This window comes from Pseudomonas sp. JS3066, assembly GCF_036328175.1.
GTDB lineage: Bacteria > Pseudomonadota > Gammaproteobacteria > Pseudomonadales > Pseudomonadaceae > Metapseudomonas.
Window position 1 is genome coordinate 4381783 of the sequence record NZ_CP143312.1, and the last position, 20353, is coordinate 4402135.

Annotated in this window: 23 protein-coding genes; 10 read left to right on the top strand and 13 right to left on the bottom strand. The window is 64.8% G+C overall.

Annotated elements, in window-relative coordinates:
* Positions 1–3: 3 nt before the first annotated feature.
* From SA496_RS20660 to SA496_RS20670, 3 genes are all read right to left on the bottom strand, one after another.
* On the bottom strand, positions 4–222 hold the full coding sequence (locus SA496_RS20660) for a hypothetical protein (RefSeq protein WP_330114386.1): 219 nt from the start codon (positions 220–222) through the stop codon (positions 4–6).
* Between the two features lie 572 nt (positions 223–794).
* Positions 795–1679, bottom strand: a complete 885-nt coding sequence (locus SA496_RS20665) for a carbon-nitrogen hydrolase family protein (RefSeq protein ID WP_330114387.1) — start codon at positions 1677–1679, stop codon at positions 795–797.
* Positions 1676–2266 (bottom strand): GNAT family N-acetyltransferase, encoded by a 591-nt coding sequence (locus SA496_RS20670; protein WP_330114388.1) that lies wholly within the window; start codon positions 2264–2266, stop codon positions 1676–1678. Before SA496_RS20670 ends, SA496_RS20665 begins: the two co-directional genes overlap by 4 nt.
* Before the next feature lie 113 nt (positions 2267–2379).
* On the opposite strand from SA496_RS20670, the gene SA496_RS20675 reads away from it, so the two are divergent.
* Entirely contained in the window at positions 2380–2778 is a 399-nt protein-coding gene (locus SA496_RS20675; RefSeq protein WP_120654754.1) for a nuclear transport factor 2 family protein, read from the top strand.
* Between the two features lie 4 nt (positions 2779–2782).
* Here the strand turns inward: SA496_RS20675 and SA496_RS20680 are convergent, their stop codons facing one another.
* From SA496_RS20680 to SA496_RS20715, 8 genes are all read right to left on the bottom strand, one after another.
* A complete protein-coding gene (locus tag SA496_RS20680) occupies positions 2783–3085 on the bottom strand; it encodes a ribbon-helix-helix domain-containing protein (protein ID WP_120654753.1) in 303 nt (100 codons plus the stop codon).
* Between the two features lie 123 nt (positions 3086–3208).
* Positions 3209–3790: a DJ-1/PfpI family protein gene (locus tag SA496_RS20685; protein ID WP_120654752.1), complete on the bottom strand. Its 582-nt coding sequence runs from the start codon at positions 3788–3790 to the stop codon at positions 3209–3211.
* A 106-nt stretch (positions 3791–3896) separates the two neighbouring features.
* A complete protein-coding gene (locus tag SA496_RS20690; protein WP_330114389.1) occupies positions 3897–4508 on the bottom strand; it encodes a DUF2846 domain-containing protein in 612 nt (203 codons plus the stop codon).
* 91 nt (positions 4509–4599) lie between these two features.
* On the bottom strand, positions 4600–5754 hold the full coding sequence (locus SA496_RS20695; RefSeq protein WP_120654750.1) for a phospholipase D-like domain-containing protein: 1155 nt from the start codon (positions 5752–5754) through the stop codon (positions 4600–4602).
* A complete protein-coding gene (locus SA496_RS20700) occupies positions 5754–6335 on the bottom strand; it encodes a YceI family protein (RefSeq protein ID WP_330114390.1) in 582 nt (193 codons plus the stop codon). The genes SA496_RS20695 and SA496_RS20700 overlap by 1 nt, the downstream gene beginning before the upstream one ends.
* A gap of 276 nt (positions 6336–6611) precedes the next feature.
* Complete coding sequence (locus SA496_RS20705; RefSeq protein ID WP_120654748.1) at positions 6612–7661, bottom strand: alkene reductase; 1050 nt, start codon at positions 7659–7661, stop codon at positions 6612–6614.
* Between the two features lie 15 nt (positions 7662–7676).
* A complete protein-coding gene (locus SA496_RS20710; protein ID WP_120654747.1) occupies positions 7677–8840 on the bottom strand; it encodes an MFS transporter in 1164 nt (387 codons plus the stop codon).
* A 45-nt stretch (positions 8841–8885) separates the two neighbouring features.
* Positions 8886–9194, bottom strand: a complete 309-nt coding sequence (locus SA496_RS20715; RefSeq protein ID WP_120654746.1) for an ArsR/SmtB family transcription factor — start codon at positions 9192–9194, stop codon at positions 8886–8888.
* 123 nt (positions 9195–9317) lie between these two features.
* On the opposite strand from SA496_RS20715, the gene SA496_RS20720 reads away from it, so the two are divergent.
* Together SA496_RS20720 and SA496_RS20725 are read left to right on the top strand one after the other, a co-directional pair.
* On the top strand, positions 9318–9899 hold the full coding sequence (locus SA496_RS20720; RefSeq protein ID WP_120654745.1) for an acyl carrier protein phosphodiesterase: 582 nt from the start codon (positions 9318–9320) through the stop codon (positions 9897–9899).
* A 69-nt stretch (positions 9900–9968) separates the two neighbouring features.
* Positions 9969–10850, top strand: a complete 882-nt coding sequence (locus tag SA496_RS20725; RefSeq protein WP_120654744.1) for a universal stress protein — start codon at positions 9969–9971, stop codon at positions 10848–10850.
* A 7-nt stretch (positions 10851–10857) separates the two neighbouring features.
* On the opposite strand, the gene SA496_RS20730 is transcribed toward SA496_RS20725, so the two are convergent.
* Positions 10858–11631: a lysophospholipid acyltransferase family protein gene (locus tag SA496_RS20730; RefSeq protein ID WP_330114391.1), complete on the bottom strand. Its 774-nt coding sequence runs from the start codon at positions 11629–11631 to the stop codon at positions 10858–10860.
* 8 nt (positions 11632–11639) lie between these two features.
* On the bottom strand, positions 11640–12410 hold the full coding sequence (gene olsB, locus SA496_RS20735) for an L-ornithine N(alpha)-acyltransferase (RefSeq protein ID WP_028628694.1): 771 nt from the start codon (positions 12408–12410) through the stop codon (positions 11640–11642).
* A 136-nt stretch (positions 12411–12546) separates the two neighbouring features.
* On the opposite strand from olsB, the gene SA496_RS20740 reads away from it, so the two are divergent.
* From SA496_RS20740 to SA496_RS20770, 7 genes are all read left to right on the top strand, one after another.
* A complete protein-coding gene (locus SA496_RS20740) occupies positions 12547–13431 on the top strand; it encodes an acyl-CoA dehydrogenase family protein (RefSeq protein ID WP_330114392.1) in 885 nt (294 codons plus the stop codon).
* A gap of 244 nt (positions 13432–13675) precedes the next feature.
* Positions 13676–14461 (top strand): MBL fold metallo-hydrolase, encoded by a 786-nt coding sequence (locus tag SA496_RS20745; protein WP_120654742.1) that lies wholly within the window; start codon positions 13676–13678, stop codon positions 14459–14461.
* A 106-nt stretch (positions 14462–14567) separates the two neighbouring features.
* Positions 14568–15680, top strand: a complete 1113-nt coding sequence (locus SA496_RS20750; RefSeq protein WP_120654741.1) for a serine hydrolase domain-containing protein — start codon at positions 14568–14570, stop codon at positions 15678–15680.
* On the top strand, positions 15677–16009 hold the full coding sequence (locus SA496_RS20755; RefSeq protein WP_120654740.1) for an amidase: 333 nt from the start codon (positions 15677–15679) through the stop codon (positions 16007–16009). Before SA496_RS20750 ends, SA496_RS20755 begins: the two co-directional genes overlap by 4 nt.
* A 227-nt stretch (positions 16010–16236) precedes the next feature.
* The gene (locus SA496_RS20760) at positions 16237–17448 is read left to right on the top strand and encodes a M20 aminoacylase family protein (RefSeq protein WP_330114393.1); all 1212 of its coding nucleotides are present in this window, start codon (positions 16237–16239) and stop codon (positions 17446–17448) included.
* Between the two features lie 27 nt (positions 17449–17475).
* Entirely contained in the window at positions 17476–18801 is a 1326-nt protein-coding gene (locus SA496_RS20765; protein ID WP_330114394.1) for a citrate-proton symporter, read from the top strand.
* A complete protein-coding gene (locus tag SA496_RS20770) occupies positions 18802–20283 on the top strand; it encodes an amidase (protein ID WP_120654737.1) in 1482 nt (493 codons plus the stop codon).
* The last annotated feature ends 70 nt before the right edge of the window (positions 20284–20353 follow it).

Below are 20353 nucleotides of genomic sequence, written 5' to 3' on the forward strand. Positions count from 1 at the left end.
CGCTCAACCGCCCCAGAGAATTTCCTGCAGACTCATGCGGCCGCGTTGCTTGCTGAGGACCTCCGGCGGGATCTCTTCGACGAAGAACTCGCGCTTGATCCAGGCAGCCTTGGGAGTCGCATTGTCGACGGCCTTGAACAGCTTGGGCTCACGCTTGCGCGCCAGCGCGATGTCACGTTCCGACTGGTCCTGCAGCAGGAAAATGGGCGGCCCTTCCCGCATGCCCCCAGTAGGCCCCTGCCCTCCGAAGCGACCGCCTGGTAGTTGCCCAGGTAGGTCGTAACGCCGGGGCGCACGATGAACGGGATGGAGAAAGGCGCGGCTGCGGAATAGACCAGGGGTGGAAGGATACTCCCGCGGAAAATAGTGGCCGAGTAATTGACGAACTCATACTCGCCAGGAGCCAGTTTTGCCGCCAGTACCATCCCCTCGTCCTTCTCGCTTCGGAAATCGGGTTTGGCAAAGGGCTGCATTAGCGGCGGGTACATGAACCGACTGTACTCTTCAAGGCTGCCGCCATTGAACATGGAGCGCCCGTAGTAGAGCGCTACGCTGCTGTACTGGGTTCCGGCCGACGCCCCAAAACCGATCACCACATAACCGGCGTCCGGGCCTTTGTAATCATCGTCGAGGGTTAGCCCACTCATGGACCTGCAGCCGGCCAGCGACAGCAGCAGCGACAAGAGCAACGCGCGTTTCATGAAGGTCTCCTTACCGACACGCATCAAATTGCCGCCATGCTAGCCAGTTGCCTTCATCACTGAAACGTCATCAACGCAAAAAATCCAGCCCGATCACAAAAGCGCCAGGTGCTCCGGCTCGAACTGCTCCGGCCAGTCCCGCCGGGTGAACACCTGCCCTTCCGTACGCACACGGCGCACCTCCTCCAGATCCAGATCGCAGATCAGCCACTGGCTGGAAGCGGGGCAGAGTTCGGGGCTTTCGGCGATCACGCCGTTGCTCGGCATGCCATAGTCCGGCGGCACATAGAGGCCGGCGCGGCCGATGTTCTCGTCAAGCGCGGGCGACCATGGCGCCAAGCCGACGGTGGGGGCCTGGAGCACGGCGATCTGGTTCTCCAGTGCGCGCGCCTGGGCACCGATGCGCACACGGTTGTAGCCGGCTTCGGTGTCGGTGCAGCTGGGGGCGAGGATCAGGTCGACGCCGCCTTCGGCCAGGGTACGCGCCAGCATGGGGAACTCGTTGTCGTAGCAGATCAGGATGCCCAGTCGTCCCAGGGACGTGTCGAACACCTTCAGCCCCTCCCCCGCCACGATGCCCCACTGCTCTCGCTCGAAACGGGTCATGATCAGCTTGTCCTGATGGCCGAGTTCGCCGCCCGGACCGAACAGCCAGGCGCGGTTGCGAAAGCGCCCGTCTGCGTCACGCACCGGCAGGCTGCCGGGCTGCAAGTAGACACCGCGCTTCGCGGCAATGCCGGCGCACAGCGCTCGCCAGTCCTGCAGGAGCGGCTGGATGCCGACGATGGACGCCTGCAGGTCGCCCCGCTCATCCGGCGGCAACTGGCCTGCCAGCACCAGGCCGGCGTACTCGGGCAGCACCAGCAGTTTCGCGCCAGTCGCTGACGCCTCGGCGCAGACTGCCTCCAGGTGTGCGGCGTAGGCGTCCCAGCTCTCATGCAGTTCGATGGCGTACTGGCAGGCGGCGATCCTGATCATGGAGTGAGCTCCTTGAGCCAGAAGGACATGGGTTTGGCCGACTGCGAATCTTCGTCCAGGTCGCGCCAGTGGTATTCGGTGCGCAGCTCCGGATGGTGGCTATAGCCACGCCGCGCCCAGAACTCATTGAGCGGCTGGTAGCCCGGAGGCCGTCGTGGATGATCGTCCGGTCGTTCCACCGCGCAGAAGGCGCAATGGCGAAAACGACCCAGGCGCCGTGCGTACCCCTCGCGCTCGGCGAAGAAGCGCACGCCCAGACCACTGCCCCGGTATTCGGCCTGCAGCACGGACTCACCGAAGTAGAAGATGCGCTTCGGGTCCCAGCCCCGCTCGCGGAAGGGCCGCTGGAACTCCTCCGTTTCATCCGCCATCGGCAGGCCAGTGGAAGCACCTACGACGCGCTGGTCATCCAGGGCCAGGACGAACAGGCTCTCCGGCGATTCGGCATAGGTCGAGAGGTAGCGCGCTTCATATTCCAGCGTGCCATCGTAGAGATAGGGAAACTCGCGGAAAACCGTCAGTCGAAGGCGTGCGAGGTCTTCAATGTGGGGCGCGATGGCAGCGCCCTGGAGAAGTCGGATCTGCATGGGAGCGGTCGTTCTGGCGATGTGGATGACGCCCCTGGCTAAGCCGGGCCTGGGTCAAGAACCTATCATGCCGGGCACGGACCGAATGACCCCATTGCGACAGGAACCCAACCATGACCGCTACCGAACTGGTGCAAGCCTATTACGCCGCCTTCAACGCCAGCGACATGCCGGCCTTCCTCGCCCTGCTCAGCGAGGATGTGGTGCACGACATCAACCAGGGCGAACGCCAGCAGGGCAAGGCCGCTTTCGCAGCTTTCATGGACAAAATGAACCGCTGCTATAAGGAGCGACTGTCAGACATCGTGGTCATGCAAAGTGCCGACGGCAGCCGCGCCGCCGCCGAGTTCGTGGTGCACGGCCAGTACCTGTCCGACGATGAGGGCCTGCCGCCGGCCAAGGGCCAGACCTACGTGCTGCCAGCGGGCGCCTTCTTCCACATCCACTGCGGCAAGATCGCCCGCGTGACCAACTACTACAACCTGAACGACTGGGTCGAACAGGTGGTTTAAGGTCTCAGCCCTGCGCTCGCGCCTTTGGCAGCTCGACGACCGTGGCGCGCCGCTGAGCCAGATAGCGGGTGCAGCTCACCCGCAGGAAAGAGGCAAAGTTGATCACCTCGCCGCGGTACTCCATCACCTCGTCGTAGAGCTTGGTGATGAGTTGGTTGGTGGTCATGCCATCCACCTCGGCGATCTCTCGCAGGATGTCCCAGAACTGGTTTTCCAGGCGCAGGGTGGTCACGACCCCGCGGATTCGCAGCGAGCGCGAGCGGGACTCGTAGAGGATGGGATCGGCCTTGACGTACAGCTCGCACATGGGTGCCTCCAGGTTCATGGTGTGGTGCATCGGCGCAGGGTGGATCACGCTTCACCAATCCACCCTCGGAGGCCGGCACGACCTCGGTGGTGGAAACCTAAAACGGTTTCCACCCTACGCACCTCACAGCTCGATCTTCGTCCCGAGCAGCTTGAGGAAACCTGCCAGCCAGGCAGGGTGAGCCGGCCAGGCCGGGGCGGTGACCAGATTGCCCTGGGTGTGGGCAGCATCCACCGGGATATCCACAAACTGGCCACCGGCGAGCCTGACTTCCGGGCCGCACGCCGGATAAGCGCTGCACTCGCGCCCCTCCAGCACGCCGGCGGCCGCCAGTAGTTGGGCGCCATGGCAGACCGCGGCAATGGGCTTGCCCGTCTTGTCGAAGGCCTTCACCAACTCCAACACGGCAGCGTTCAGGCGCAGGTACTCCGGCGCGCGCCCCCCCGGGATCAACAGGGCGTCGTAGTCCTCTGCCTTGACCTTGGCGAAGTCGAAGTTGAGGGCAAAGTTGTGGCCAGGCTTCTCGCTGTAGGTCTGGTCACCTTCGAAGTCATGGATGGCGGTGCGCACGCTCTGGCCGGCGATCTTGTCCGGGCACACGGCGTGCACCGTGTGACCCACCATCAGCAGGGCCTGGAACGGCACCATGGTTTCGTAGTCTTCGGCGTAGTCGCCGACCAGCATCAGAATCTTCTTCGCGGCCATTTCGCATCCTCCTGGATTGGAAGCCCTGAGGCTTCAAAGGGTAGCCAATTATCCACGGCGTCTTTCGATCGCGGGTAATAGGCCCCTACTACAGGAATGCCAAGCGTCAGATGCCAATCTTATCCAGCGCCCGGCCCACGCCGCGCCAGAAACCCTCCTGAGGGCGTACCACTTCACCGCTGGCGGCAACCCGCTCGATCGGCTGCACCTGACGGGTGGCAGTGATTTCCTGGCTGCCCAGGGATTCCTCCACCAGTTGCAGTGGACCGTTGCCCGCGCCGGGCTGTTCGCTGTTCTTCGGCGGCGGGTCCAGTTCGTCGTAGCGCAGGAAGTAGGTTCGACCGGCGCTGGCGTCCAGAGCAAAGGAAGTGACCAGGGTGAAGTCCAGTGGACCGTCGGCGAACAGGGTCCAGTAGCTGCCGAACAGGGGCCGACGCACTTCCAGCTTGTAGCTGGCGGCTTCGAATTCCAATGCCTGGTAGCCATTGCTCGGCAGGCTGCCGATCAGTTCGTTATTGAGGAAGATGCCAGGTGCTTCCAGTTCCTGGTCGGCCCATTGGCTTTGCGGCCGATAGAGGTAGACCAGCGCGTGCTCGCCATCGCTCGGCGCAATGGACTGGAAGGCCGGTCCCTCGGTTGCACCGAAGAACGCACCTGGGGTGGAACAGCCGCCCAGCACGGCGCACAGCAGCAGGATCGGCAGGTATCGGCGGCCCATGCAGCCACTCCCTCTTGTTGTTGTGGAGCAAGCCTAGCCCGGCATCGATCCGCAGACACCCGACGAAAGTGCGGCGGCCATTCCCGTGCCGCTAGCGGCGGCGGTCAAGCAGATTCACCACCAGACGGTCCAGCCATCCCCAAAGGCGCTGGCGCAAGCGTTTGATCAGGGGCCGGGCATGCCAGTCGTCCATAGTGATCTCGCGACTATCGGAGAAATCCTGGCGCATGCAGGCATCGACCGCCTGAGTGAAGTTCTGGTCCAGCGCCTCCACGTTGGCCTCGAGGTTGAAGCGCAGGTTCCAGTGGTCGAAGTTGCAGGAGCCGACGCTGACCCAGTCATCGGCCAGCACCATTTTCAGATGCAGGAAGCGCTGCTGGTACTCGAATATCCGCACGCCGGCACGCAGGAGGCGCGGGTAGTAGCGCTGGCCAGCGAAGCGTATCGGCGGGTGGTCGGTGTGACGGCTGGTGAGCAGCAGGCGCACTTCGACCCCCTGTCGTGCGGCCTTGATCAGGGCACGGCGAACCTTCCAGCTCGGCAGGAAGTAGGGCGTCGCCAGCCACACACGATTGCGCGCCGTGCGGATACTGCGCACCAGCGACTGGACGATGTCGCGATGCTGGCTGGCATCGGCGTAGGCCAGGCGACCAAGCCCCTCGCCCACCGCCGGATAGGGTGGCAGATGCGCCAGGCCCGGCGCATCGCCCGATTTCCAGGGGCGGCGGCCGAGGTTGGCCAGCCACTGGTAGTCGAAGATCAATTGCCAGTGCGCCACCAGCGGGCCCTCGATTGCGACCATCACCTCGTGCCAACGGCTGGCTTCCTGCGCCGGGTCCCAGAATTCGTCGGTGGCGCCGGTGCCGCCCACGAATGCCAGTCGGTCATCCACCACGAGGATCTTGCGATGGTCGCGATACAGGTTCCTGAAGCCGCGCCGCCAGCGCAGCGGGTTGTAGAACTGCAGCAGCACCCCGGCATCGTTGAGTCGCTCGCGAAGCACCCTGCCAAGTTTCAGGCTGCCGAAATCATCGAACAGGCAACGCACGCGCACTCCGCGCACGGCAGCAACGCACAACGCATCTACCAGCGCTTCGCTGCAACGGCCGTCTTCCACCAGGTACAACTCCAGCGCAACCTGGTACTCGGCCCGTGCAATGGCGGTGAGCATGATCGGGAAGAACTGCGGTCCGTCAATCAGCAACTCGAGGCGGTTGCCGGACTTCCAGGGGAAGATCTGCCCCATCAGCGCTCCGTGAAGATCAGCACGGCCCCCACCGGCACCGACAGGCTGATGCCCGGCAGGCCGGCGAGCTTGCGCAGGCCATCCAGCGCCGTGGTCAGGCCGAAGTCCTCCACCTGGAGCACCAACGGCGCCAGGGTCACCACCTGGAAGCGATGGTCATCGAGGCGGGTGGCCAGGAGTTCCGCGCGGTATTGCTGCTGCTTTTCGCGAATCTTCACGGTGAGCGGCAGGCCCAGCTCCAGTTGTGCACCAGGTGCCAGGTCGGTGATCGGACGCAGGTCAAGTTGGGCGCTGGCCTCGGCCTCGGGGTACTTGGCGATTTCGAAGAACTGATCCCGCAGGCGCTGGTCGCGCAGCGGCACGCCAGTGCTCACTGACTCCAGCTCCACGCGCAGGTTGGCCTTGCCATCCTTGCCGATCTTGCCGTGCAGGGTGAGGAAGCGGTGTACCTCGGAGATGCTGCCGGACTTGGTGGAGATAAAGGAGATCCGCGATGACTCGTTGTCCAGGTACCAGCTCGCGTGGACGGGCAACGCCAGAGCGGCGAGCAGGGCAACGAGGGGGCGTATCGATTTGTGCATGCGGGCTTCCTTTGGCATGTCGCTGACGGCCCAGAGACTCAGGCCGGACTCCATTGGTCACACGAATCGCCACCGGGTTCCCCCTGGGGCGATCCCGACGGACGGACAATGGAAGCAAAGCTACCAGAGGAATCGGAAATTTGATCTCGCCAAGATAACTGTAGGGGCGAATTCATTTCCCAGGCAGGCCGAAGGCCTGCACGCAGGCAAAGCCACCTCGGGGCCGCGGCGCGGCCCTTGTCGAATGAATTCACCCCTACAAGGCCTGTTGCGCTGTTACAGGCGCGGATAGTCGATGTAGCCCACCGGACCCTTGGCGTAGAAGAGCTCCGGACGCGGCTCGTTCAACGGTGCATCCAGGCGCAGACGCTCAGGCAGGTCGGGGTTGGCGATGAAGGGAATGCCAAAGGCCACGGCATCGGCCTTGCCACTTTCCAGCCAGGCACTGGCGCTGTCCCGGGTGAAGCGCTCGTTGGCGATGAACACGCCGCCGAAGGCTTCCTTCAGTTGCGGTGACAGGCTGTCTTCGCCCTCCTTCTCGCGGGCACAGATGAAGGCGACGCCACGCTTGCCCAGTTCACGGGCGACATAGCCGAAGGTAGCCGCCAGGTCGGAATCCCCCATGTCGTGGGAATCGGCACGCGGAGCCAGATGCACGCCTACGCGGCCAGCGCCCCACACCTTGATCGCGGCATCAGTCACTTCCAGCAGAAGACGCGCGCGGTTTTCGATGGAGCCGCCGTACTGGTCAGTGCGCTTGTTGGTGCCGTCCTGGAGGAACTGATCCAGCAGGTAGCCGTTGGCAGCGTGGATTTCCACGCCATCGAAACCAGCAGCCTGGGCGTTCTCCGCGCCGACTCGATAGGCCTCGACGATGTCGGCGATCTCTTCGGTTTCCAGGGCACGCGGCACCGGATAGTCACGCAGCGGGCGCAGCAGGCTGACGTGCCCCTTGGCCGCGATGGCGCTGGGCGCCACGGGCGCGTCGCCACCCAGGTAGCTGGGGTCGGAGATGCGGCCTACGTGCCACAGCTGCAGGACGATCTTGCCGCCGTTGGCGTGGACGGCCTTGGTGACGTTGCTCCAACCCTTCACCTGCTCGTCGGACCAGATGCCGGGGGTGTCCGGGTAGCCGACACCCAGGGGAGTGACGGAAGTGGCTTCGCTGATGATCAGCCCGGCGGACGCGCGCTGGGTGTAGTACTCCGCCATCAGCGCATTGGGCACGCGGCCCTCGTCGGCGCGGCAGCGGGTCAGCGGCGCCATGATGATGCGGTTGGAAAGTTCCAGATCGCCGATCTTGATGGGGTCGAAAAGCGTGGGCATGTCGTTTACCTCGGGTCAGTCGAGAGCCGCTTGCAGCTCGGGAGTACGGTTGCTGAAGGTGAGCAGGGTCGCTATCAGGGCGAGGATCGCCAGCACGGCAGCGGCCAGGGGAACTGTGGTGAGGCCGTAGCCCTGGCTGATGACCAGGCCTCCGACCCAGGCACCAAGGGCATTGCCTACGTTGAAGGCGCCGATGTTCAGGGTGGAAACCAGGTTCGGCGCGGCACTGCCGAAGTTCACAACGTTGACCTGTAGGGCCGGCACCGCGGCGAAGGCGGCCGTCGCCCAGAGGAACAGCGTGATTTCCGTGGGGATCAGCGCAGCGCTGGTCCAGGTCAGGGCACTGGAGGCAACAGCCAGCGCGACGAATACCCCCATCAGGGTCTGCGCCAGCTTCCAGTCGGCCAGGCGGCCACCGATCACGTTGCCCAGCGTCAGACCAAGCCCGATCAGCAACAGGCTCCAGGTCACACCTCGGGGCGAAATACCGGTCACCTCGCCAAGCAACGGCGCGACGTAGGTAAAGATGCAGAACACCGCGGCGGAGAACAGCACGGTGGTGGACAGAGCCAGCCACAGCCCGGCACCACGCAGGGCGGCGAACTCGGCACGGATGTCGGTGGCTTCTTCATCGTCCTGGCGCGGCAGCACCCGCCACAGGCCGATCAGAGCGGCGATGCCGATCAGGGTCACGGCCCAGAAGGTCGAGCGCCAACCGGCGGCCTGGCCCAGGGCGGTGCCCAGAGGAACGCCAAGCACGTTGGCCAGGGTCAGGCCGGTGAACATCAGGGCGACGGCGGAGGCCTTGCGGTTGGCCGGCACCAGGCTCGCCGCCACCACAGAACCGATACCGAAGAAGGCGCCATGGCAGAGTGCGGTGACGACTCGAGCCAACATCAGCAGGCCGTAGTTGGCGGCGATGGCGCAAAGCAGGTTACCAATGATGAACACGCCCATCAGGACCAGCAGAGCGCGCTTGCGTGGCAGCTTCGAGGTGACCAGCGCCATGAACGGTGCGCCGATGGCCACGCCCAGGGCATAGCCGGTGACCAGCCAGCCGGCGCCGGGAATGGACACGCCAAGGTCGGCAGCTACCTCGGGCAGCAGGCCCATGATGACGAATTCGGTTGTGCCTATCGCAAATGCGGACAAGGCGAGGACGAGAAGCGCAGTAGGCATTGGCCTGCTCCTGGGAAGATTTTCGGGTTGTGGCAGGTGCTGCAGTTACAGCTCGTCGCTCATCTGGCGAAGAAATTCAGCGATGACGGCTTCATTGCGTTTGAAGAAGTTCCATTGGCCCACCTTGCGGCTGGTCACCAGCCCGGCGCGCTGCAAGGTCGCCAGGTGCGTCGAGACGGTGGACTGGGACAGTCCGCAACGCTGGTCGAACTTGCCGGCGCAGACGCCGATTTCGAACGGGTGGTCCTGCTCGACGAAATACTTTTCCGGTTCCTTGAGCCACTGCAGCATCTCCCGTCGCACGGGATGGGCGAGTGCCTTGATGATTTCGTCGAGGTCAATCTGTGTGCTCATGGCCGGGTTCTCATATCGAGATGGAGCGAACTTTATATCGATCAAAATCGATACGCAGATCGTTTGTGACGATAGTCATCATCGACCGCCATGATAAAACCGCCCCTGGGTTAAGCTCAGCCAATGAACTACCTCGCCCACCTCCATCTCGGCGGCTCGCAGCCTGCACAACTGCTCGGCAGCCTTTACGGTGACTTCGTCAAAGGGCCGCTGGCCGGACGCTGGCCGGCGGAGATCGAAGCCGCAATCCGCCTGCACCGGCGCATCGATGTCTTCACCGACAGCCATCCCCTGATCACCCAGGCCAGATTGCGCTTTCCCAACGAGCGACGGCGATTCGCCGGCATCCTGCTGGATGTCTTCTTCGACCACTGCCTGGCTCGGGACTGGAAGCTCTACGCCACCGAACCGCTGGACGCCTTCACCCGCCACGTCTACCAGGTCCTGGGCAACGAGCCCGAACTGCCCGGCCGCCTGGCCCTCATCGCGCCACGCATGGCGGCCCAGGATTGGTTGGGCAGCTATCGGGAGTTCGAGACGCTGGAACTGGTCGTTGCCGGCATATCCCGTCGCCTTTCGCGTCCCGAAGCGCTGGCCGGCGCCATGGCCGAGCTGGAACAGCTGTACCACCCCCTGAGCGAGGATTTTCGGCAGTTCTATCCACAGCTCCAGCAGTTCGCCGGCGGCCAGCCAAACATCGCTTGACCTGCATCAAGGGAAATTTCCTACACCTGCAGTGGAATAAGATTAGGAATCCGCTAAAGGAGGCGTCCGATGAAAGCCCTGATGCTCGCGACCGACCTTTCCAACCGTTCAGACCGTGCCCTGCGGCGAGCAGCCCGGCTGGCCCATCAGTTCAACTGCCCCTGGTTCATCCTTCACGTAGTCGATGAAGACCAGCCGCAATTGCGCATCGAGTTGGAAGTGGAGCAGGTCCGCCGCTACCTGAACGAGCAGCTGGATCTCTTCACCGAACTGGCTGGCCGCGCACCCGAAATCTGGGTGGAAGTGGGTGATCCGGCCAAGCACATCACCGACTGCACCCGCTGGGCCGACATCGACCTGCTGGTTGTCGGCAGCCACCGCAAGAACCCGCTGCGCGACATCTTCGCGGGTACCACCCTGGAACGTCTGCTGCGCACCAGCCATGTACCCATCCTGCTAGTGAACAAAGTGGCGGAAGACGACTACCGGATGCCCCTCCTGGCCCTGGACTGCTCCCCGGCTTCCGCCCAGGCGGTGCGTGCCGCCGTAGAACTGGGCCTGCTGCCGAAGACTGGCACCAAGGCGCTGCATGCCTTCGACCCGCTGGGTGGCGCGATGATGCTGGCGGCCTCTGCCGGCGCCGGGGCGATACCGGGCGACTACAGTGCCGACGAACGCCGCCGAGCCACAGCCGCGCTGGATGAGTTCCTGCGCCGAGAGGAACTGGGCGCACACGTCGACCAGCGCCTGATCGAGGAAGGCCAACCTATGACCGCGCTGCGTCGCGTACTGGAACGCGACTCCGTCGACCTGCTGGTCATGGGCACGCGTGGATTGACGGGTATGAAGCGGATACTGATTGGCAGTGTCGCCGATGCCGCCATACGCGAGCTGGCCTGCGACATCCTCGCGGTGCCGCCAATCCGCTGGCCGGACAAAGACAAGGCCTGACCACCTATCAGGCGGCCAATGCCTCGTCTTCCTCCTCGCCGAAGAGCGCCAGTTGCACGGCGCTCTTCGCTTTCTGACTCAGCACCGTGCGGGTCAGCCCCTGGCTCGACACTGGTTCGAGCAACCGGATTTCCACCTCTGCCAGATCACTGCGCAACAGGCGGACCAGATGCGAAAGCAGGTCGTCCTCGCCGATGAAGGGGGCAACATTGTCACGCTCGCCATTACGCAGGTAACGGATGGCCACCGGTTGCACCGGCACACCGGTCTCGACCGCGCTGGTCAGCAGGCGACTGTGGAAAGTCTTCAGGAGGCTACCGTCGGTAGTAGTGCCCTCCGGGAAGATCAACAGGTTGCGCCCATCGCCCAGATGACGGGCGAGTTGCTGGCCAACCAATCCGCTATCCCCCGAGCCGCGGCGGATGAACAGCGTGCCGGCCTTGTGCGCCAGCCAGCCGGCAACCGGCCAGGTACGCACCTCGGCTTTGGAGAGGAACGACAACGGCGCGACGGCGCCGAGCAGTGGAATATCGGTCCAGGACACGTGATTGCTCACCCAGAGCATCGGCTGATCCGGCACGCTTCCGCTGACGTGTACGCGAAACGGCAAGGCACCGGCCAGGCAGTTGAGGAACCAGCGGGTCAGGCGCTGCCGGGTGGCCATGAGCTCGGCACGCCCCAGGCGCTCCAATACGGAAACCCAGGCAGCCAGTGACAGGCCGAGGCCAATCACCGCCATCAGCCGGACAACGCGCGCGTAGAAACGTACGGACTTCAGCATGCCCGGCCTCAGACCGCTGCCTTGAAGTGGCGGGCGTAACGCGGGCAGAGCTCGTCGCGCTTGAGCAGGATGAACACGTCGGCCACCTGGAAGTCCGGGTCCCAGCAGGGCTCGCCGCAGACCTTCGCCCCCAGGCGCATGTATGCCTTGAGCAGCGGCGGCATCTCGGTAATCACGTTGCCCGGCAACTCCAGGATGGGTAGCGGGTTCTTGGGCTCGGCGCGCAGGTATTCGGTGCACAGATAACGCTCGCGCAGACGCTGCATGATGGCCTGGGCCTGGATGCCGCCGTCCTGCATCGGAATGCTGGCGCAGCCCATCAGGTAGCGGTAGCCGCCCTGGTTCAACACCTCGGCCAGCTCACCCCAAAGCACGGCGATGGTCGCGCCATTACGGTAGGCCGGGTCGACGCAGGTACGACCAATTTCCAGCACCGGGCCCTGCAGTTCACCGAGTCCGTGGAGGCTGAACTCCTCTTCGCTGTAGAAGCGACCCAGGTCGCGGGCGGCCTGGTGGTCGAGCAGGCGGGTGGTGGCGACCAGCTCACCGCTGTCCAAATCCCGCACGCCGATGTGCTCGCAGTGCGGATCGTAGTCATCCATGTCGAGACCGAATTCGGCACCTTGCAGCTTGGCGTCGAACTCGGCGCTGAATACGCGGAAACGCAGGGCCTGTGCCTCACGCAGCGCAGCGATGCCTTCCAGGCGCTCGGCCTGCAGGCGGCGAGGGCTTTTCCCGTTGGGTGCGACACTGTCGCGGGTCATGGCGATCTGGGTCATGAATAAGCCTCCGTAGGCCGGCTCGATCCCGGTTGCAGCCGGACGATCTTGTTGTGCAAGCTCAGGCTAGGTAGACCCGGTGTCACGACCATGACGGTCCAGTGATGCTTGTATGACAGCCCTCGAGGAATCCCTAATGCCCTGGCAACGCCTGCTCGAAGCTTCCGCCCGCCTAACGTCCGGCCATCCGCTGGACGACTGGTACGGCGCTCTGCTGGACCGATTGGGCGAGGTCACGCCCTTCGAACTCGCCGTCCTCGGCGGCAAGTTGGCGCCTACCCCCGGCCTGGCTTTCCTGGCGGGTTACCAGGGCGCCCTTCGCCTGCTCTGGCCATCGGCGCCGCTGAGCCTGGGCGCGCTGTGCGTCACCGAGAACCGCAGCGTGCGCCCAGCGGACATGCAGACGCGCCTGGCGGGTCTCAGCCTCAGTGGCCGCAAGGACTTCGTCACCGCTGGCGACGCCGCCGACTGGTTGCTGGTGGCGGCCCGTGAGGAGGCCGAAGGTGAGTCACCGCGCCTGGCGCTGGTGGTGGTTCGCAATGGCGCTCCCGGCGTGCACGTCGAACAGCTCAAGCCGTTGCCGCTGATGCCCGACGTCCCCCATGCCCGCCTGCACCTGGAAGGTAGCCATTGCGAGCGCCTGGCAGGCGATGGCTGGGACGCATACGTGAAACCCTTCCGCAGCATCGAAGACCTCCACGTCCTCGCTGCGATGGTCGCCTGGCTCTATGGCGTGGGACGCGACAGCGCCTGGCCGCAGCTCCTGCAACTGCGCCTGCTGAGCCTGCTCAGTGGCGCCGCCGAAGTCTCCCGCCAGTGCGCTACCACCCCGACGATGCACCTGCTGCTGGCCGCCCTCTTCGCCGAGTTCAAGGCACTCAAGCCAGAGTTGGACGCCGCCTTCGCCAGCGGTCCGGCGGAATGGGCCAACCTCTGGCAGCGCGACCAGGGCGTGCTGGAAATTGCCAGTGGACCAAGGGCCAAGCGGCTGGAGAGAGCCCGTGCAGTCCTGGGGCTCTGACGCGGTCCTGTAGAAGCGAAGTCATTCACGAATGGGGCCATGATCAATGGCTGACCTTCGGCCTGCATCGCGGTTGAAACCGCTCCCACAGAAGACGTTCCGATTGTGTCCCTGTGGGAGCGAATTCATTCGCGATTGAAATCGCCCCACAGCAAAGCCCGCCTCAGCCTGAATTGACTCAGGTCAGCACTCGTCCTTCAGAAATGCCTTACATCTGCGCGTCGCTTTTCCTATCGAGGTTTACATGCGTCGCGACCCCATCGTGCTGTTCGACAACGGCTCCCACCAATGCCTGATGTTCGACGATCTGGTCAGCGGCGACGGCGTGCAGTCCAACCAGTTCCTGATCACTGACCACGAGCAGTACCTGCTGCTGGACCCGGGCGGCGACCTGACCTACACGCCGCTGTCGCTGGAATTGTCCAAGCACATGCCGGTGCAGGACCTGACCTACATCTTCGCCTCCCACCAGGACCCCGACATCATCGCGTCCCTCGACAAATGGCTGCTGCACACCCGTGCGCGAGTGATCTGCTCCAAGCTCTGGGCTCGTTTCCTGCCTCACCTGACCGCCAACTACCTGGCCATCAGCCACGGCATCTCCACCTACGACCGCATCATCGCCCTGCCCGATCGCGGCCAGTCCATCAATCTGGGTCGCTGCCAGCTCAAGGCCGTGCCGGCACACTTCCTCCACTCGGTGGGCAACTTCCAGCTCTATGACCCGGTCAGCCGTATCCTCTTCTCCGGCGACATGGGCGCCTCCATGGTTGACGACGCCACGCCGGTGCGCGACTTCGTCAATCACGTGCCGAACATGGAAGGCTTCCACCGTCGCTACATGGCCAGCAACAAGGTCTGCCGTCTCTGGGCCGACATGGTGCGCGGCATGGACGTGGAGATGATCGTCCCGCAGCACGGCCGTCCCTTCGTTGGCCAGGAAATGATCAGTGCCTTCCTCTACTGGATCGAGAACCTGGAATGTGGCCTCGACCTGCTCGGTCCGGACGACTACCGCCTGCCACGCTGAACTGACTTATCGCGCCGAATAGCCACAGCAGCCGGCGCGTTCGGCGCTTTTTACCGTCACAAGGCCCGTGCTAGCTTCGCCCTTCGAAACCAGAAGAGGCCGAACAATGCCCATCCCCGTTCTACGACCGCTGGCCATGGCGCTCGGCTTGCTCACCGGTCTGGCCCAGGCTGAAACCTGGCCCGCCACCGACTGGCAACAAGCCCCTGCGCCCAGTAGTGCCGCCGTGAAGGCGCTCGAATCCTATGCCTTCCCGCAGCGTGACGACGCCAGCCGCAAGGGCGTTCGCACCGATGCCGTGGTGGTGATCCGAGATGGCGAGCTCATCTACGAGCACTACGCAGGTCCCACCCGCGTAGACACCCCACACCTCACCTGGTCGGTGAGCAAGAGCCTGCTGGCCTCCGTCCTCGGCGTCGCCTATGGCGAGGGTCGCTTCAAGTTGGACGAGCCAGTCTCACGTTACTACCCGGCCTTTGCAGGCCATCCCGGTGTCCGCCTCGACCATTTGCTGCATTGGGCCTCCGGGCTCGCCTGGCAGGAGGACTACGAGTACGCACCGCTGAAATCCTCGGTGGTGGCCATGCTCTATACCCGTGGCCGGGACGACATGGCCGCGTTCGCCGCCGCGCACCCACTGGATGCGGTGCCCGGCAAGCGCTTCCGCTACTCCAGCGGCGACACCAACGTGCTATCCGCCACGCTGCGCGGCATGGTCGGGGAAAAGGCCTACGCGGAGTACCCCTGGACTGCGCTGTTCGAGCCCCTGGGAATTCGCTCGGCAATCTGGGAAACCGACGCTGCTGGAACCTACGTCGGGTCTTCCTACAGCTACCTGACAGCCCGCGACCTGGCGCGTGTCGGCCTGTTGATGCAGCGCGGCGGCCGCTGGGGTGAACGCCAGCTCCTGCCAGCGGACTGGGTCGCCTTCAACCGCAAGCCCTTCGCCGAGTACCGTACCGATCCGGCCAAGCCCGGAGAGGCCGTACCCGGCGGCCATTGGTGGCTCAACGTCCAGCTCGAAGGCAGCGCCAAACCCTGGCCGGACGCCCCGGAAGATGCCTTCGCCGCCCTGGGCCACTGGGGGCAGGCGCTGTACGTGCTGCCCAGCCAGAAACTGGTGATCGTGCGCTACGCCGATGACCGCGACGGCAGCTACCACCACAACGACTTCCTCAAGCTGGCCCTGGCCGCATTCGCCCCGGAGGTGCAGCCGTGATCGCCCGTCGTCCCGTTCTCAGCCTGCTGGTGCTGGCGCTCATCCTGCTGGCCGCGCTGGCCTGGCAAAATCGCCAGCACCTTGCGGCCTTCCCCGACATCATCAGCGCCTACACCGCCAAGGAGTACTGCTCCTGCCGCTACGTGATGGGCAACGACGCCGATTACTGCCAGGGCTACGTGAAGCAGTACGTACCCACCAGCGGTTTTCTCGACGACGCTGAGCACAAGCGCGTGACCGCCAGCGGCCTCGGGCGCAGCAGCACTGCCGCCTGGGTCAGCCCGCATCAGGGATGCCGCTTGATGTCCAACGCGAACAGTGCTCTCTGAGGCATTCGTTCCTCGCCCGTTGGGCGTCGTGGACTCAAACCAACCTACGGAACGCCCCGACGTCCCCGTAGGTTGCGGCTGAGCGGAGCGAAGCCCAACGCGGCCCTCGCCCCCCCCCCCTGTTCCACCCTGTGGAACCACCTTCGATTGTTCTCATTTCGTCCTCGCGGTTAGCTGAGGGCCAGCCGCAAAAGGCGGTAGCCGCCCCAACGAGGAGAACAAGAACAATGACCCGTTACGCACATATCCAGGCCTGGCTCGATGACGTAGACGCCGACTTGAAAGCGCTGCGTCAGGACATCCACGCCCATCCCGAACTCGGCTTCGAAGAGCAGCGCACGTCCGCCCTGGTCGCCCACCTGCTGACGGAGTGGGGCTATGAAGTACACAGCGGCGTCGGCCGCACCGGCGTAGTCGGCGTGCTGCGCAATGGCGCCTCCAACCGCACGCTTGGCCTGCGTGCCGACATGGACGCGCTGCCCATCATCGAGAACACCGGTCTGGCCTACAGCAGCTGCCACGCTGGCCGCATGCATGCCTGCGGCCACGACGGGCACACGGTCATGCTGCTCGGGGCGGCACGCTACCTGGCCGCGACCCGCAACTTCCAGGGCACCCTGAACCTGATCTTCCAGCCGGCCGAGGAAGGCCAGGGTGGCGCCGAAGCCATGCTCGAAGATGGCCTGCTGGAACGTTTCCCGTGCGAGGCACTGTTCGGCATGCACAACATGCCGGGCCTGGAGGCCGGCCACCTGTGCTTCCACGCAGGTCCGCTGATGGCCTCCCAGGACCTGCTGGAAGTGGTCATCGAAGGCGTCGGTGGCCACGGCTCCATGCCGCACCTCTCCGTCGACCCACTGGTAGCCGCCTCCAGCACTGTGATGGCGCTGCAGACAGTGGTTGGTCGCAATGTCGATCCGCAACAAGCGGCGGTGGTTACCGTCGGTGCCCTACAGGCAGGCGAAGCGGCCAACGTAATTCCGCAGCAGGCGCTGCTGCGCCTCAGCCTGCGCGCCCTCGATGCCCACGTGCGCGAGCAGGTGCTGGCGCGCGTGAGAGGGATCATCCACAGCCAGGCCGAAAGCCTCGGCTGCCGCGCCAGCATCGAGCACCGTCCGGCCTACCCGGTGCTGATCAACAGCCCAGCGGAAACCGCCTTCGCCCGGCAAATAGGCGTGGAGCTAGCCGGCGCCGACCAGGTGTTCGAAGCCCCCACCGTGATGGGCAGCGAAGACTTCGCCTGGATGCTCCAGCGCTGCCCCGGCAGCTACCTCTTCATCGGCAACGGCAGCGGTGCCGGGCGGCCGATGGTTCACAACCCCGGATACGACTTCAACGACGAAATCCTGGTGCGCGGCGCCGCGTACTGGGCCGCGCTGACGGAAACCTGGTTCCAGGACCCCGCCGCGCCTTCCCAGGCTTCTGCCACTGCCGCCTAGCCCAACACCAGATTCCGGAGATTCCCCATGCACGCTTCCCAAAGCGGAACCTCGCGCGCCCGTCAGGTGACCGCCGCCGTCATCGGCAATGCGCTCGAGTGGTACGACTTCATCGTCTACGGCTTCCTGTCCAGCATCATCGCCCGCTTGTTCTTCCCCTCCGACAGCGAGTACGCCTCGCTGCTGATGGCCCTGGCCACCTTCGGCGTCGGCTTCTTCATGCGCCCGGTAGGCGGCGTGCTGCTGGGCATGTACGCGGATCGCAAGGGACGCAAGGCGGCCATGCAACTGATCATCCTGCTGATGACCCTGTCCATCGCCCTGATCGCCTTCGCCCCTGACTACGCCGCCATCGGTATCGGTGCCCCCCTGCTGATCGTCATCGCGCGCATGCTGCAAGGCTTCGCCACCGGCGGCGAGTACGCCAGCGCCACGGCCTTCCTGGTGGAAAGCGCACCCGCCAACCGCCGTGGCCTCTATGGCGCCTGGCAACTCTTCGGCCAGTGCCTGGCGGTGTTCGCTGGGGCGGGCATGGGCGCCCTGGTGACCCACAGCCTGTCCCCCGAAGCGCTGGACAGCTGGGGCTGGCGGATTCCGTTCATCCTCGGTCTGCTGATCGGTCCGGTGGGGCTGTGGATGCGTCGCCACATGGAGGAAACAGAAGCCTTCATCGATGCCCAGGAAGAACACAAAGGCGAATCCTTCAGCCTGCTGCGAGTAGTGCGCGAACATCGCCGCGCAGTGCTGGCGACCATGGGCGGCACCATCAGCGGTACCGTGGCCTTCTATGTGGTGCTGGTGAACATGCCCACCTTCGCCCACAAACAACTGGGCCTGCCGCTGGACCAGGTGTTCATGGTGCAGATGCTGGCCGTGGCGCTGATGACCATCATCATTCCGCTATCCGGTGCCTTGTCTGATCGCATCGGCCGGCGCCCGGTACTGTTCGGCGGCACCCTGGCCTTCTTCCTCCTGGTCTATCCGCTGTTCTCCTGGGTCGCCCAGGCCCCCAGCCTGGAACGCCTGCTGGTGATGCAACTGCTGCTCTGCTCGATGATCGGCGTGTTCTACGGCCCTGCACCCACAGCCGTCGCCGAACAGTTCCCCACCCGCGTGCGCTCCACCGGCCTGGCGTTCGCCTACAACGTCGCCGTCATGCTGTTCGGTGGCTTCGCCCCGTTCATCGTCACCTGGCTGACCCAGGTGGGCGGCACGCCGGTAGCGCCTGCCTACTACGTGCTCTTCGCCTCCTTCGTCGGCCTCATCGCCACCTGCTATCTGCGCGAAGGCGCCCCCGCCGCCCTGGAGCGCCGCCAACGCCGCGACCTGCTCGCCACTGCCCGGAGCCTGTGAATGACTCGTTTCGAAACCAATCTTCCCCATGCCACCCTGCAGCAGGAAATCGTCGCACTGGATGCGCTGCCTCTGTCAGAGGCCATCCGCTCGCGCCAGCTGTCCTGCCGTGAGGTGATGCAGGCCTACCTGGAACAGATCGACCGCTTCAATCCCAGGGTCAATGCACTGGTTGCACTGCGCCCGGCAGAGGAACTGCTGGCCGAGGCCGATGAACGCGACCGCCAGTTGGCCCGGGGCCAATGGCTGGGCTGGATGCACGGCATGCCACAGGCGGTGAAGGACCTGGCTGCCTGTGCCGGGCTGCCGACCAGCATGGGTTCTCCGCTGTTCGCCGGGCAGATCGCCCAGCACGACGCCATCGCCGTCTCGCGGGTACGCGCTGCCGGTGCAGTCTTCATCGGCAAGAGCAACGTCCCGGAGTTCGGCCTCGGCTCGCAGAGTTACAACAGCGTCTTCGGCACGACCGGCAACGCCTACGACCCCAGCCTCTGCGCTGGCGGCAGTAGCGGCGGAGCGGCAGCCGCCCTGGCGCTGCGCCTGCTGCCGGTGGCCGACGGCAGCGACATGATGGGCTCGCTGCGCAACCCGGCGGCCTTCAACAACGTCTACGGCCTGCGCCCGTCCCAGGGGCGCGTGCCCTTCGGCCCCACACCCGAGCTGTTTGCCCAGCAACTGGGTACGGAAGGCCCCATGGGCCGAAGCGTGGCCGATGTGGCGGCACTGTTGCGCACCCAGGCCGGCCCTCATCGTGCTACGCCGCTGGCCCTTTCCAGTACCGCCGACCTGATCGGGCCGCTGCAGCGCGATTTCGCCGGTGCACGCATTGGTTGGCTGGGCGACCTGAGCGGTCGCCTGCCCATGGAACCTGGCCTGTTGGCTCTGTGTGAGAGCGCCCTGACGGATTTCCGCGACCTCGGCTGCCAGGTCGAGGACTGTCAGCCTGCGTTCGACATGGACCGGCTCTGGCGCTGCTGGTTGGTGCACCGGCAATGGCTGGTGGGCGGCAGCCTGGGCGCCGCCTACACCGACCCTGCCCGGCGCGCCCGACTCAAGCCCGAGGCAGTCTGGGAAGTGGAAAGCGGCCTTGGCCTCAGCGCCGCCGACGTCTTTCAGGCCTCAGTGGACCGCAGCGACTGGTACCGGGCCGTGGAAAAACTCTTCGAGCGTTACGACTTCCTGCTGCTCCCCAGTGCACAGGTGTTTCCTTTCGATGCAACGCTGCACTGGCCGAAGGCCATAGCAGGCCACGAGATGGACACCTATCACCGCTGGATGGAGGTGGTGATCGGCGCCACCCTGGCGGGTATCCCGGCCATGAGCGTACCGATTGGTTTCAACCCCGCCGGCCTGCCCATGGGTCTGCAAATCATGGGCCCGGCGCAAGCTGACCTGGCTGTGCTGCAACTGGCCCATGCCCACGAGCAGCTCACGCAATGGGTACGCAATTGTCCGCCACCGTTGCTCAAAGAGGCTGATTAAGCCAATGGGCGGCATCTCTGGCGCCTTCGGGTCCCGATCTTGCAGCGTTTTCGGAACGCAAATCCGGGAG